This window comes from Streptomyces sp. RPA4-2 (assembly GCF_012273515.2).
GTDB classification, from domain to species: Bacteria; Actinomycetota; Actinomycetes; order Streptomycetales; family Streptomycetaceae; genus Streptomyces; species Streptomyces kaempferi.
On record NZ_CP050975.2, the window covers coordinates 7,357,599 to 7,371,262 of the forward strand.

General features: G+C 70.4%; 11 protein-coding genes and 3 pseudogenes. 8 read left to right on the forward strand and 6 right to left on the reverse strand.

What is annotated here, in order from left to right:
- Nucleotides 1-242: 242 nt before the first annotated feature.
- A pseudogene (locus HEP85_RS32120) lies at nucleotides 243-3,014 on the reverse strand (multifunctional oxoglutarate decarboxylase/oxoglutarate dehydrogenase thiamine pyrophosphate-binding subunit/dihydrolipoyllysine-residue succinyltransferase subunit); the annotation flags it as partial.
- A gap of 326 nt (nucleotides 3,015-3,340) precedes the next feature.
- Here HEP85_RS32120 and HEP85_RS32125 point away from each other — a divergent pair.
- Nucleotides 3,341-3,784, forward strand: coding sequence for a DUF6884 domain-containing protein (locus HEP85_RS32125; protein WP_168531008.1), 444 nt, complete (start codon nucleotides 3,341-3,343; stop codon nucleotides 3,782-3,784).
- A gap of 331 nt (nucleotides 3,785-4,115) precedes the next feature.
- Entirely contained in the window at nucleotides 4,116-5,267 is a 1,152-nt protein-coding gene (locus tag HEP85_RS32130) for a TDT family transporter (protein WP_248002149.1), read from the forward strand.
- 207 nt (nucleotides 5,268-5,474) lie between these two features.
- Here HEP85_RS32130 and HEP85_RS32135 read toward each other — a convergent pair whose 3' ends face one another.
- Nucleotides 5,475-7,091 (reverse strand): metallophosphoesterase family protein, encoded by a 1,617-nt coding sequence (locus tag HEP85_RS32135; protein WP_168531009.1) that lies wholly within the window; start codon nucleotides 7,089-7,091, stop codon nucleotides 5,475-5,477.
- 499 nt (nucleotides 7,092-7,590) lie between these two features.
- On the opposite strand from HEP85_RS32135, the pseudogene HEP85_RS32140 reads away from it, so the two are divergent.
- A pseudogene (locus HEP85_RS32140) lies at nucleotides 7,591-7,705 on the forward strand (IS5/IS1182 family transposase); the annotation flags it as partial.
- On the opposite strand, the gene HEP85_RS32145 reads toward HEP85_RS32140, so the two are convergent.
- Nucleotides 7,696-7,833, reverse strand: coding sequence for a hypothetical protein (locus HEP85_RS32145; RefSeq protein WP_168524958.1), 138 nt, complete (start codon nucleotides 7,831-7,833; stop codon nucleotides 7,696-7,698). The pseudogene HEP85_RS32140 and the gene HEP85_RS32145 overlap by 10 nt on opposite strands.
- Nucleotides 7,834-7,922: 89 nt before the next feature.
- Between HEP85_RS32145 and HEP85_RS32150 the strand changes: the two genes are divergently transcribed.
- A complete protein-coding gene (locus HEP85_RS32150) occupies nucleotides 7,923-8,300 on the forward strand; it encodes a hypothetical protein (protein ID WP_369657928.1) in 378 nt (125 codons plus the stop codon).
- Between the two features lie 125 nt (nucleotides 8,301-8,425).
- On the opposite strand, the pseudogene HEP85_RS32155 reads toward HEP85_RS32150, so the two are convergent.
- Together HEP85_RS32155 and HEP85_RS32160 are read right to left on the reverse strand one after the other, a co-directional pair.
- Nucleotides 8,426-8,615: pseudogene (locus tag HEP85_RS32155) on the reverse strand (transposase); the annotation flags it as partial.
- Between the two features lie 104 nt (nucleotides 8,616-8,719).
- Nucleotides 8,720-9,010: an SHOCT domain-containing protein gene (locus tag HEP85_RS32160; RefSeq protein ID WP_168531010.1), complete on the reverse strand. Its 291-nt coding sequence runs from the start codon at nucleotides 9,008-9,010 to the stop codon at nucleotides 8,720-8,722.
- A gap of 301 nt (nucleotides 9,011-9,311) precedes the next feature.
- On the opposite strand from HEP85_RS32160, the gene HEP85_RS32165 reads away from it, so the two are divergent.
- The 3 genes from HEP85_RS32165 (at nucleotide 9,312) to HEP85_RS32175 (ending at nucleotide 11,362) form a co-directional block, all read left to right on the forward strand.
- Nucleotides 9,312-9,746, forward strand: coding sequence for a hypothetical protein (locus tag HEP85_RS32165; protein WP_168534225.1), 435 nt, complete (start codon nucleotides 9,312-9,314; stop codon nucleotides 9,744-9,746).
- A 118-nt stretch (nucleotides 9,747-9,864) separates the two neighbouring features.
- Nucleotides 9,865-10,704, forward strand: coding sequence for an SDR family oxidoreductase (locus HEP85_RS32170; protein WP_168531011.1), 840 nt, complete (start codon nucleotides 9,865-9,867; stop codon nucleotides 10,702-10,704).
- Between the two features lie 109 nt (nucleotides 10,705-10,813).
- On the forward strand, nucleotides 10,814-11,362 hold the full coding sequence (locus HEP85_RS32175) for a gluconokinase (protein ID WP_168531012.1): 549 nt from the start codon (nucleotides 10,814-10,816) through the stop codon (nucleotides 11,360-11,362).
- A 257-nt stretch (nucleotides 11,363-11,619) separates the two neighbouring features.
- On the opposite strand, the gene HEP85_RS32180 is transcribed toward HEP85_RS32175, so the two are convergent.
- On the reverse strand, nucleotides 11,620-12,054 hold the full coding sequence (locus HEP85_RS32180; protein WP_168534227.1) for a DUF6325 family protein: 435 nt from the start codon (nucleotides 12,052-12,054) through the stop codon (nucleotides 11,620-11,622).
- A 192-nt stretch (nucleotides 12,055-12,246) separates the two neighbouring features.
- On the opposite strand from HEP85_RS32180, the gene HEP85_RS32185 reads away from it, so the two are divergent.
- On the forward strand, nucleotides 12,247-13,623 hold the full coding sequence (locus HEP85_RS32185) for a hypothetical protein (RefSeq protein ID WP_248002150.1): 1,377 nt from the start codon (nucleotides 12,247-12,249) through the stop codon (nucleotides 13,621-13,623).
- Nucleotides 13,624-13,664: the final 41 nt, after the last annotated feature.

Genomic DNA, 13,664 nt, shown 5'->3' on the forward strand with positions numbered 1-13,664 from the left:
AGCGGTCCTGTCCTCGTGGCACCTGACGGTCCTCGTGGCGTCCGATGCGGGGCGGAGCCGTCGCCCCGCCTCGCGGGAGGATCCGCGACAGGGCGCCGCGGCAGGCCTCTTGAACCCTTCCGCCGGGTCCTCGCCCCGGCGCCCCCTCGGACAGCCCCCCGTGGCCCCCGCCCGGCGCGACTCCCCGCGCCGGGCTGAGTTGTCCCGGCCGAACCCCTGTCCCGGCCGGACCCTCCCGAGCGTCAGGCGAACGCCCGCCCGACGAGGTCCCGCTGTTCGGCGGCGTGGCGGCGGGCGGACCCGCCCGCCGGAGCGGAGGCCGCCGGGCGGCTCACGCACCCCACGGGGGTGGTGACCAGGGAGGCCACACGCGGCGCGGCGAAGGTCCACGCACCCTGGTTGGCCGGCTCCTCCTGAACCCAGCGCACGTCGACGCCGGACGGATACCGGGACAGTTCCGCCCGCAACTCGTCGGCCGGGAAGGGGTACAGCCGCTCCAGCCGCACGATGGCGGTCCCGTCCTCTCCCGACTCACGCCGGTGCGCGTCCAAGTCGTAGAAGACCTTGCCCGAACACAGCAGTACCCGTCGGGTCCGGGCGGGGTCCTGTGCGGTGTCCGGGACGACCGGGCGGAAGGAGCCCTCGGTGAACTCCTCCAGCCCGGAGGTCGCGGCCTTCGACCGCAGCATGGACTTGGGAGTGAAGACCACCAACGGCCTGCGTGCCGCGTCGAGGCCCTGTTCCCTGAGCAGGTGGAAGTAGTTGGCCGGCAGCGAGGGGTTGGCGACGGTCAGGTTGTCGTCGGCGCACAACTGCAGGAAGCGTTCGATGCGGGCGGAGGAGTGGTCCGGTCCCTGTCCCTCCAGGCCGTGCGGCAGCAGCAGCGTGACGCCCGACCGCTGCCCCCACTTCTGCTCCGAGGAGGAGATGTACTCGTCGACGACCGTCTGGGCTCCGTTGGCGAAGTCACCGAACTGCGCCTCCCACAGCACCAGGGCATCCGGCCGGGCCAGCGAGTAGCCGTATTCGAAGGCGAGCACGGCGAGTTCGGACAGGAGGGAGTCGTACGGCGTGAAACGCGCCGCTTCCGCACCGAGCGAGTCCAAGGGAGTGTGCTGCCGACCCGTACGGCGGTCCGTGAGGACGGCGTGCCGCTGGCCGAAGGTGCCCCGCCGGGAGTCCTGCCCGGACAGCCGAACCGGCACTCCGTCCAGGAGCAGCGATCCGACCGCGAGCGCTTCAGCGGTGGCCCAGTCGACGTTCCCGCCGTCGAACATGGCGGCCCGCCGCTCCAGTTGGGGCAGCACGCGCGGGTGCGGGGTGAACTCCCGCGGCAGGTCGATCTGGGTGCCCAGGATGTGCCGCAACGTCATCTCGGCGACGGCTGTCACCGCCGGGCGGGCCGGGGGATCCGCGACTTCACGGGCCGGAAGCGGCTCGCGGTCGGGTGAGGACGCCCCCGCTGTCTCGGTGAAGGCCCGCTGGAGCTGGTCGCGATAGCCCTGCCGGGCGCTCTCGGCTTCCTGCTCACTGATCACACCCGTGCTGTGCAGCGACTGCGCGTACAGCTTCCGCACGGACGGCCTGGCGGCGATGCGGTCGTACATGGCCGGCTGCGTGATGGAGGGATCGTCGACCTCGCTGTGCCCGTGGCGCCGGTAGCAGACCAGATCGACGACCACGTCCTTGTGGAACGCCTGACGGTAGTCGAAGGCCAACTGCGCGACCCGGGCGACCGCTTCGGGATCGTCCCCGTTGACATGGAAGACGGGGGCCTCGACGGTCCGCGCGACATCGGTGGCGTACGTGCTCGACCGGCCGACGGCGGGTGCGGTGGTGAACCCCAGCTGGTTGTTGATGACCAGGTGGACGGTACCGCCGGTGGCGTAGCCCGGCAGCTGTGACATGTTCAGCGTCTCCGCGACCACTCCCTGCCCCGCGAGGGCGGCGTCACCGTGGACGACCACGGGCAGTACGGAGAACTGCCCGTCCCCGTCCTCGGTGAGATCCTGCCGCCCCCGTACGACCCCCTGCGTCACGGGCCCCACGATCTCCAGGTGAGACGGGTTCGCCACCACGGAGACCGCGATCGCGTGACCGTCCGGGGTGTGGAAGGTACCGGCGGCCCCGAGGTGGTACTTCACATCGCCGGAACCCTGTACGGACCGGACGTCGACCGCGTCCTCGAACTCGTCGAAGATCTGGGCGTACGGCTTGCCCACGATGTTGGCGAGTACGTTCAACCGGCCGCGGTGCGCCATCCCGATGACCACCTCGCGCATGCCCAGCCGCGCGGCGCGCTCGAGCACCGTGTCCAGCAGGACGATCGCGGACTCCCCGCCTTCCAGCGAGTACCGCTTCTGCCCGACGTACTTGGTGTGCAGGAACGTCTCGAACGCCTCGGCGGATCCCAGACGGTACAGAATCCGCAGTTGCTCGGCGCGTCCCGGGCGGGGCGGCGGAACCTCCACGCGCCGCTGGATCCAGAGCCGCTCCTGCTGGCTCTGGATGTGCATGTACTCGATGCCCGTAGGACCGCAGTAGGCGTCGCGAAGCGTGTCCATGACCGCGCGGAGCGTCATCATCTGGTTCCCCGCGAATCCGTCGACGGGGAATTCGCGGGCGGTGTCCGCGGCGTCGAGGCCGTGCCCCGAAGGCTCCAGGCCTGGGTGGCCGGCGGACGGCCCGGTGGACGGTCCGGCGGACAGGGGATTGGTGGCGGCCGCGAGGTGTCCGCGGACGCGATACGAGTGGATCAGTGCGGCGACGCGGACCGCCTTGACCACGAGGTCGGCGTCGCTCTCCCGCTCCTGCACTGCCGGCGTGTGCGCGGTCGCTCCGGCGGGCGCGGGTACGGCGCCCGGTGCCGGCGCGGACGCCCGGAAGTAGTCCCGCCAGACCCGGTCGACGGAGTCGGGATCACGGAGATACCGCTCACGGAATTCGTCGACGAGCCATTCGTTGATTCCGAATTCCACCTGGTGCGGGATCGAGAGAGCACTGCCTGATGCTGATGCCACGGCGTAGAACGCCTTCTTTCCACATACGGAGACCGTCGCGGGCGGCGTGGTCACCCGACCACGCCGCCGTTGGGGCCGAGGTGGTCCGCGGCGATGAGGACCGTCGACCTCGTGCGCTGTTCCCGAGGCTATGAGGACTCCGTGGCGCGAGGGGACACGTGAACATGCCAGGACTGCGGCAGATCAGGACGTGTCGCCACGCCCGTCCGCCGCATGTCCGGATGTGAGGGCCCCGTGTCCTCCCGTACGGCCATGACCGTCGCGCCGAGCGGTGTTCCCCCGGGGAACTCCGTCTTCACGTGGACCTGGGAGGGACCTGTATGACTCCGAACGAACACACCGACGGCGTCGCCCCGGAACTGATCGTCATCCCCTGTGGAGCGCGCAAACTGGACCACCGCGCGCGGGCGGCGGACATGTACATCGGCTCCTACCACCGCGCGTGCCGAAGGGCCGCCGAGGCACTCCGGCCGGATCGGCTCGTCATCCTCTCCGCCCGCTACGGTCTGCTCGGCCTCGACGACGAGATCGACCCCTACGACACGGCACACGGCGCCGCCGACGCGGTGACCGCCCGTCTGCTGCGGGAGCAGGCGGCGGAGCGCGGCATCACGGACCTCGACCCCGTCGTGGTGCTCGGCGGTGCCCGTCACGTCACGCTCGCCAAGGCCGTGTGGCCGCACGCCCTGACCCCGCTGAGCGGAACGCGCGGCATGGGCGAGCAGGTGGCGCGACTCGCGGCGATGGCGCGCTCGGCGGGCTGACGGAATCCGCGGGACGGAATCCGCGGGACGGAATCCGGGGGACGGACGCCTCGGCACTGTGGCCGCACGGGTACCGCGGCTCGGGTACCGCGACACGGGGGCCGCGTCACAGGAGCCATCGTGGCCCAGGTCCGGACGGCAGCGTCGTCAGGTCCTGATGTGAGGGTGTTGTGGCACTCGGTGTTGTGCGGTGGGAACGGGCGGCGGCCATAGCCTCGTGAGGCCAACGGGCCGTCGGACTTGGCCGCGACCCGCGTTCTGTTGGGCTGGGGCCCCGGACGGCCGGTTCACGACGGTGCTTCCCAAGACGACGAAAGAGGCGTTCCACGCCGTGACACCCCACCCCAGCAGTGCCCGAGCCGTCCCGATCGAGGGCGATGCGGCCCCGGGAGTTCCGCTTCCAGCCCGTCCACGGCTGCCCACGGCGAACGCGACAGGCCGTCCGCTGTTCGGCCCCAGTTGGTTCGCGGCGGTCATGGGCACCGGCATCGTCGCGAACGCGGTGGTCACCCTCCCGCGGAGCCTGCCCGGTCTGCGGACCGCCGCCACGGTGGTCTGGTCGGGAGCCGGCCTGCTGCTCGTCGTACTGGCGGTCGGCTATGTACGTCAGCGGGCACTGCGGCTGCACGCCGCCGATCCGACGCAGTCCCAGTTCTTCGGCGCGCCTGCCGTGGCCCTCCTGACGGTCGGCGCCGGGGCGCTGCAGCTCGGCGGGCCGGCGATCGGGGAACGGGCCGCGCTGGACGTGGACTTGACGCTGTGGTCGCTCGGAACCGTACTCGGTCTCGCCACGGCCGCCACGGTGCCGTATCTGATGGTCACCCGGCACCGGTTCGCGCCGGACGCGGCGTTCGGCGGCTGGCTGATGCCGGTGGTACCGCCGCTGGTCTCCGCCACGACGGGCGCGCTGCTCGTCCCGCACATGCCCGCCGGGCAGCTGCGGCTGGCCCTGGTGCTGGGCTGCTACGCGATGTTCGGGCTGGGACTGGTGGCCGCGCTGCTGGTACTGGCCATGGTCTACAGCCGCCTGGTGCACCATGACGCGCCGACCGGTGCGATGGTGCCCACGGTGTGGATCGGACTGGGCGCGCTGGGGCAGATCGTGACGGGGCTGGGCGCGCTGGCCACGGCCGCTCCGGGCGCGCTGCCCACACCGTACGTGCACGGCACGGCAGTTCTCGCGCTGCTGGGCGGAGTCGGGGTGTGGGGCTTCGCCATGCTGTGGCTGGCACTCGCCGCGGCGCTGACCGTACGGGAGTTCAGGGCGGGGCTGCCCTTCGCGCCCACCTGGTGGTCTTTCATCTTCCCCCTCGGCGCCTGTGTCACCGGCACCTCGGCCCTCGCGGCCCGCACCGGCTCCCAGGTGTTCGTCTGGGCCGCCGTCGTCCTCTACGCGCTGCTCGTCGCGGCCTGGGTCGTGGTGGCCTACCGCTCACTGCGGCACGCCGGTGCGCATACGGGTGGGTTGCGGGGGCGGGGGTAGTCCAGCGCCTGTGCGGGGTCGTCGACTCCGGGGCCGGGCGCCCCCGTTCAGAACTTCCAGCCCGGCTCCTGGGTGTCGACGACGACCCGTTCGTCACAGTCGAGGAGTTCACCGCCACGCCAAGGGCTCCTGGCCGGCAACGTCTGGGGGCCGGGACGACGTCCCGGCCCCCAGACGTTGACGACTACTGCTGCTGGTCGCGGGGGGTCAGTGCCGGCCGTGGCCGCCGTCACTACGACGGCGTTGGAGCGTGAACTTCTCGAAGACCGACAGCTCACCTGTGGGCGTGATGATGTTGTAGTAGGTGACGTGGATGCGGGTCATGTCACCGGGGTGACGGCCCGGGTCGACGGCGAACTCGGCGAAGCCGTAAGGATGCTCCGCGTCGCGGACGCCGATCCAAACCGCCGTCTCCTTCTCCTTGACCGAGTTGAACTTGCCGACGTGCTCCATCTGGACGTATGCCGAGTGATGCCCGTGACCGTCGGCGTCGTCGGTGGTGAAGCTGTTGTTGGTGATGCCGGACACGCCGCCACCGCCGAGGACCATGTGCGTCGTGCCGTGCGCGCTGTCGATCACGTCGAGTGCGGTCTGACTCGGGTTGGGTGTGAGGGTGACGCTGCCGGGGACGACGCCACGCACCGCCAACGAGCGCTCGTAGTCGTGCTCGTGACCACAGACCACCAGGTCGACGCCGTACTTGTCGAACAGCGGGCCGTACGCCGCGCGCAGCGCGACATCGGGGCCGTTCGCGGCGGTCGCCGAGCTGATCATCACCTGGTGCATGCAGATGACGATCCAGTCGATGTCCTTCGAAGCCCGTGCCGACTTGAGCTCCTTCTCCAGCCAGGCGAGCTGCCGACCGCCGGAGTAGCCGTTGATGTAGATGTCGCCGCCCTCCTGCAGGGCGATGTCGTCGTTCTGCAGGGAGATCACCTTCACCGAGCCGACCGTGAAGGAGTACCAGAGGTTGTCGAGTTCGGGCTGGGTCTCGGTCGAGGGCAGCTCGAAGTACGTCTGGTACGCGTCGAGACCGAGCTTGCCGTTGCCCAGCTCGATCTCATGGTTGCCCGCGGCCGGCATCCACGGACGGAACCGTGCTGAGCGGCTGTTGTTGGCCAGGAAGTCGCGCCAGACACGGATGCGGTCGGGCCCGGTGTTGGCGTAGCAGAGGTCACCGTTGAGGAGGTGGAACAGCGGGCCGACCTTCTCGATGCCGGTGACGATGTCGGCAGCGGCGGGCGTGGCGTTGGGCTCGAAGTCCCGGCCCGAGGCGTCGGCCGGGTTCGCTCCGGTCTTCCACGTCACACTGGGCGCACCCTGGTCGCCGAAGCTGGTGAAGGTGAACGGGGCTCGGCCGGACGGCGCCGTGTGGAAGGTGCCGGCGTCGGGGGTGGCACCGTCGTGCTGGGCCGCGTACAGGTAGTCGGTGTCGGCCTTGAGCTTGCTGATCAGCGCGTGATGGACCCAGACGGTCCGCCCTGAGGTGCCGTCCACGTAGGTCTTCGTCGTCGCGTGCACTGTGGAGCCGAAGCCGCCACTCAGCGTGCCGTAAACGACCCGAGGGTTCTTGACGGCCGCGTCGGTGACCCACGAGACGACCATCTGGCTGCGTGGGTCGGCGCCGAAGGTCAGGTGCAGGCCCTGGACGGGGGTGGTGGCCGAGCCGGTGGTGAGACCGGTGACCTCCGACTTCCCCGGCATCGCCTCGGCGGTTCCGGCGTCGAGGACCAGTGGCCCGGCGGCGGCGCCGGACACTGTCGCGCCGAACAGGCCGAGCGCGTTGCGACGAGAGATTCTGGTTTGCTTGGGTTCTTCGGACATTCCAGGGGCCTTTCGCGTCGTCGGGTGCAGTCGCACACCGACCGGACAGCAGCGCTCCGAACCTGACAGGGGGCTGCGGCAGGTCAGCGGTGGGCGCACTCACGGACGCTAGGAAGCACGGTCGACCGGAGCGGTGAGACAGGTATGAACTTCAGATGGCGGTCACCGCAACGGACGGCAATTCCCGGCGGCCTGGCCCTGTCTTGGCTAACGCCTCGGAGCGGTTCGGGTGTTCGGGCGCGCTTCCGTCAATCGTGATGAAGTCGACGCCGCGAGGCCCGCGCGCCATCTCGGCGGCACAGCGTCTCCGCGACGGTTCGATGTCCCGGTGCGGGACGTCACGTCGGCCGGCCGCGTAAAGCTCAACCCGCGATCGCTGCGGCGGCATCGGTACGAAAGATCATGCGAGGCCGGGCGCGAGTGCCGGCAACCGTTGCGCAACCACGAGCTGCATTCCCTCTCCAGGCGCAGCCGGCTGCGCAAGCGAGGCATCCCGCACCGCATCGCCCGCAAGGTTCGAGTTCTCCACCCGGCTCGGCCGGCACCGCTGGACGATCGAGCGCACGATGTCCCGGCTGGACGGCTGCCGCCGTCTGCACCGCCGCTACGAACGCAAGGCCGAGCACTTACTGGCAACGTACCGTGCGGTGTCGCGGGTGCCGACCATGACCGTGTCCACCAGTCCCATGGGTGCCCTGACCATGCCCTCGGTGATGGCCTTCAGGTCCGGCGGCGGCCCCACACTCAGCTCCTCACGACGAACAGGTCGGTGGCGCAGTCCAGTTGCCCTTCTTTTCTATCGCATAGGGGTCCCGACGGCGCAGGGGCCACATGCCGCGCGAGTCTGCCGGTCACCGGTCCGTGCGGGTGCGCCCGGCCAGCGGGGGGTGCCCCTGTCTCCTTCGTCATGAGCAGGATGGCGCGGCTGTCGGCTCTCTCCTGGCGGCGGGTGCGGGAGTGGACGCCCCCGACGAGCAGGGCAATACGTCTTTGTGGCAGGCGGTGTTCACGTATCGAGGTGATGGTGAGGTGCTGTCGCTGCTGGTTGGTGCCGGAGCCGATCCGGACATGCACAACCTTCACGGCGTGAGCCCGCGGCGCCTTGCCGGCCGGCGTATTGGTTCAGATGTCGCGGTGCACTCGGGGATCGTCCGGTCTCGTAGGGCGGATTCTGAAGGTCACGCGGCTTTGGCGGGCTGCGGCTCATAGAAGGTTCCGTCGCGGAGCATTCGATCCGCCCGGCCAGCAGCTTGCGCTGGTCGAGGACGGCGCTGAGCGAGGCGGCGGGACGCGGGACGATCAGCGCGGCCGCGCCGGCGCCGGAACCGTTCCCGCAGCGTGAGGACGGCCGAGTGCTGGACCTGAGGCCCCCAGCAACCGGTCCAAGGAGCGGTGGATCTGGGTCAGCAAGTCGTGGAGCCGGTTCGCGACCCTGGCTGCTTCGTCGGCCAGGTCGTCGTCGAAGCCGACGATCATCTCCAGCTCGGCGATCGTCTCGTCCTCGCCGTCGATCGCCCGCAGTGCTGCCGCTGCGCGGATGACGAGGAAGAGGACGTGTACCCCCGCGGCGGGCATGGGGCATGGCGCCCCCCGCTCGCCAGGTGGCCCGTGCCCGTGCCCGGCGTTCGTCAGTCGCTCAGGATCCTGCGCTTCTGGTCCGCGAACTCGGCCTCGGTGAGCACGCCCTGGGCCTTGAGCTCGCCGAGTCGCTTCAGTTGGTCGATCTTGTCGTTCATGTCGTCGGTCAGGGGGGCCGACGGAGGGAGCGGGGGAGTGGCGACGAGGGACGGGGCGGCGGGTCGCGAAGGGGCCTGCTGGGCCCACCGGCCCTGCTGGCGGCGCGAGACGCGGTTCGACACGGCCGTCGCCGTGCCCGCCACCACGGCTGTGCGGGCGACTCCGCGGAGGAGACCTGGCATGGCGGTTTTCCTTTCTCGCAGGAGCCGTGCGGAATGAACAGCTCCGCCTGTCGGCGCGCGCATCCCGGCGCGGCACGCGTCCGTGAGACGCGTGCAAAAGACACGTTCATTGGACCACTGCGGGAATTCCCGCGCACTTCCGTACCGCGGTTCCTCCCATGCGCCCCTCCCATGCACAGGACGTGAATGGCGACGTTCTGCCGGTCGGTGATTCTCGTGGCAAGCTGATATGTGGCCACCGGCCGGTGACAGGTCGGTGGCGAGGCCTATGCGGGAGGAGCTCGAAATGGCCACGACCGGAATGCACCAGCACGACACCGGAAACCGTAGCGAAAGCCACGGTGGAGGAATCTGGGTGTCCAGCTGGACCGCCTTCGCCGCAGTGATGATGATCTTCGGCGGAGCGATGGCGATATTCCAGGGAATCGCCGCCATCGTCAAGACCGACGTCTTCGTCGTCACCCGCAACTACGCCTACACCTTCGACATGACGGGCTGGGGCTGGATCCACCTCGTCCTCGGTGTCCTGGTCGTCCTCGCCGGTGTCGCCCTGTTCCGCGGGGCGATGTGGGCGCGCGTCACCGGAATCGTGCTGGCAGGCCTGTCGATGATCGCCAACTTCCTCTGGCTGCCGTACTACCCGGTCTGGGCCATCGTGCTGATCGCCGTGGACGCCTTCGTCATCTGGGCTCTGTGCATCGGAGCCCGGGACACCCGGGACGCCCGCACCCAGTAGCCGACCGCGCTGTCCTGGACGGCCCGACGACCCGCCGGACGGGCGTCGGGCCGTCCGGCTCGGACCGGGCGCTCCGGCCGGCTGACGACACCCACAAGGCACCCACAAGGAGAGACGAGTGGAAAGCAGCGGCAGTGACGGTCGCCCGCCCTTCGCCCACCAGCTCCTCAAAGGGCAGAAGGCGCTGGTGACGGGCGCCAACTCCGGTATCGGAAAAGCCACGGCGATCGGCCTCGGGCGGGTGGGCGCCGACGTGGTGGTGAACTACGTGGCAGGGCGGGACGCCGCGGAGGAGGTGGTGCGCGAGATCGAGTCCTTCGGTGTCCGCGCCTACGCGCACGAGGCGGACGTGTCCCAGGAGGACCAGGTCGTCGACATGGTGTCGCACATGGTCGGGGAGTTCGGGACCATCGACGTCATGGTCGCGAACGCGGGACTCCAGCGCGATGCCGCCGTCACCGACATGACCATGGAGCAGTGGCAGAAGGTGCTGGACGTCAATCTGACCGGACAGTTCCTCTGTGCCCGCGAGGCGGCCAAGGAGTTCATGCGCCGGGGCGTCGTCCCGGAGGTGTCCCGCTCCGCCGGGAAGATCGTCTGCATGAGCTCGGTCCACCAGATCATTCCGTGGTCGGGCCACGTGAACTACGCGTCCTCGAAGGGCGGGGTGCAGATGCTCATGGCGACCCTCGCGCAGGAGCTCGCCCCGTACCGGATCCGGGTGAACGCCGTTGCCCCGGGAGCGATCCGCACCCCCATCAACCGCAGCGCCTGGGACACCCCCGAGGCCGAGGCCGACCTGCTCCGGCTCATCCCCTACCGCCGCGTCGGCGACCCGGAGGACATCGCGAACGTCGTGGCCGTGCTGGCCTCCGACCTCTTCGACTACGTCGTGGGTTCCACGGTCTACGTGGACGGCGGAATGACCCTGTTCCCCGGATTCGCCACGGGCGGCTGACCCGCGCCGCCCTGCGGCCGCCGACAGCAGTCATCAGTCATCAGTCATCAGTCAGTACTCAGCAGTCACCGGAGGGCCACGTGAGCAGCCGGCTGAGAGCGCGGGGGCCGTGACCGGGCCCGGAGCCCGCAGGCGGCCGCCGATCGTCGTGGTGCTGGGGGTGTCGGGTTCCGGGAAGTCCACCGTCGGCAAGGCGGTCGCGGAGGAGTTGCGCGTGCCGTTCGTCGAGGGCGACGACGCCCATCCCGCCGCGAACATCGCGAAGATGGCCGCCGGCCACCCGCTGGACGACACCGACCGCGCGCCCTGGCTGCGGAGCCTCGCCGCGCGCGTCCGTCGGTCGGCCGAGGCCGGGGAGGGGCTGGTCATCGCCTGTTCGGCGCTCAAGCGCGCATACCGCGACGAACTCCGGGCGGCCGCCGGCCCCGGGCTCTGGTGTCTCCACCTCGCTCTGGACCGGGACACCGCACGGGACCGTGTGGCACGGCGTACCGGTCACTTCATTCCCGCCCGGCTGGTCGACTCCCAGTTCGAGACGCTGGAGCCGCTGGAAGCGGACGAGCCGGGCCTGACCGTCGACGCCACCGCGGCCCTTGCGGCGAACGTCGCCCTGGTGTCGGCCGCCGTCGGGCACTTCACGGACCGAACGGCCGACTGACGCGTCGGCACGAACGGTCGACTGACGCGTCGGCACGGCCGGCCGAAGGGGTCAGGCCGGTCGACTGCCGGATCAGCATGACCGGCGGAGAGGGCAGGCCGGTCGACTGCCGGATCAGCAATGCCGGGCGAAGGGGCAGCCCGGTCGGCCGCGGGGCAGCCCGGTCGGGCCAGGAGACGGCGCTCAAGGCCACGGTGATGTCACTCCGGCCCAGGCCGAGCCCGGCACCGAGGAGGACGGGCCACGGACCGCGACCGCTAAGCCCTCGCCGGCCGAGCGCTGTCGGTCGCGTCCAGCGCGGCCAGGACGTCCGGCATCGGGATCCGTCCGGAGGCCACCATCTGCGCGCCGCCGCGGCGCAGGGCGGTGGCGAAGGGCGCGGCCCACAGGTTCTCGTAGACCAGGATGCCGGCGGAGTTGCCCGGTTCCAGGGCGTGGCCCGCCTCCTCGATGTCGTCCTCGTCCAGCAGCCCGGAGGACACGCCTTCGAAGACGGCGAGGTCCAGAGCCCCGTCACCGGTGAGATCGGCGATCTCCAAGCCGGTCACCGATCCGTCGTCCTCCTTTCTGACGAACATCAGATCGAGGATTCGGATGAGGCCGCGGTCCACCAGATCGACGAGCAGCGGAAACCCCTCACCGGTCATGCGGCTGCCGGGGAACTCGACGACCACGTAGTCGATCGGCCCCATTTCGATGAATTCATCGCGCACGGATTCGCTCACGGCTTCACTCACCCCTGGATGGTCATGGAGTCCCCGGAAATCCCCCTGTTCCCGCAAGCCATTGCAACATCGGACGGAACCGGTCGCACCTCGGTGCGGCATTCACCCGCCGGACCCGTCCGGGTCGCCGGATCGGGGCCGCGGGGCTCTCGTGGACCCATGACCAGCAGCGCACCTCCGCCCGATCCGGACCGGCACCCCGCGGCTCAGCCCGGCGACGGGCCACGGCTCGGGGCGGGGGAACGCACCGAGCTGGACGCACTGCGGCACCGGGTCAGCGCTCTCGAGGGCGCCGGGCCGGCGGTGACCGACCGGCACCACTGGCTGCGGTCGACGGGTTCGGTCCTGCTGATCCTCCTCGCCTCGCTGCTGTCGCTGCTGGCGGTCGTCGCGGTCTGGGCGGACAGCATCGTGCGGGACACGGACCGCTACGTCGCCACGGTCGGCCCGCTGGCGCGCGATCCGGCCGTGCAGAAGGCGGTCACCAACCGGGTCACGACCGCGGTCCTGGCCCAGATCGACGTGGAGAAGCTGGTCAAGGACCTGGAGCGGGCGGCTTCGGAGAAGGGCGCTCCGACGGCGGCGGCCCAACTGCTCGGCGGCCTGACCGGCCCGATCACCAGCGGCCTGAAGAGCCTGGTCGGCGACACCGTGGAGCGGGTGGTCTCCAGCAAGGCCTTCGACACCGTCTGGGTGGACGCGAACCGCAGGGCCCACGCCGCCCTGGACAAGGCCCTGACGGGGGAGTCCGGAGGCGCGGTGTCCGTCGAGAACGGCCAGGTCGCCATCGACGTGGCACCGCTCGTGAAGCAGGTGAAGGACCGGCTGGTCAGCGCCGGTCTGCAGCCCGCCGCCCTGATCCCGGCCGTGCACACGGACTTCGTGGTGTTCGCGTCGAAGGACATCGGCAGGGTCAGGACGTATCTGAGGGTGCTGGAGATCATCGGCAACTGGGTGCCGGTCGTCGCCGTGCTGATCGCCGCCCTGGGGGTGTACCTGGCGGTCAACCGCCGCCGGGCCCTGATCGGGGCCGCCCTCGGGGTGTTCGCCGCCATGCTGGTGCTCGGTGTCGCGCTCACGGTCATGCGGGCGATCTACCTCGACCATCTGCCCGTGGGGGCGTCGGAAGCCGCCGCCGCTGCCGTGTTCGACGCGCTGGTCAGGTTCCTGCGGGCGAGCGTACGGGCGGTCGGCGCGCTCGCTCTGGTGACGGCCGCCGGTGCCTTCCTCGTCGGTCCGTCCCCCGTGGCCGTCCGCATCCGTACGGGCTGCGGCCGGGGAATCGGGGCCGTACGCGACGTCGCCGTGTCGACGGGACTCCCGCTGGGCGCGGTCGGCCGGTTCGTGCACCGCTTCAAGCGGTGGATCGGCGCCGTGATCCTGGCGGTCGCCGCGATCGTCCTTTTCACCTGGAGCTACCCGACCACGGCGGTCGTGGTGTGGACACTGGTGATCGTGCTGGCAGCCTTCGCGATCCGCGAGTTCCTCGACACCGGTCCCGTCTCCACCCCGTCCGCCGGCGCCCACCTCCATTGACGCGGTGACCACAGGGCCCGGCAACTCGGCGTGCCGGACTC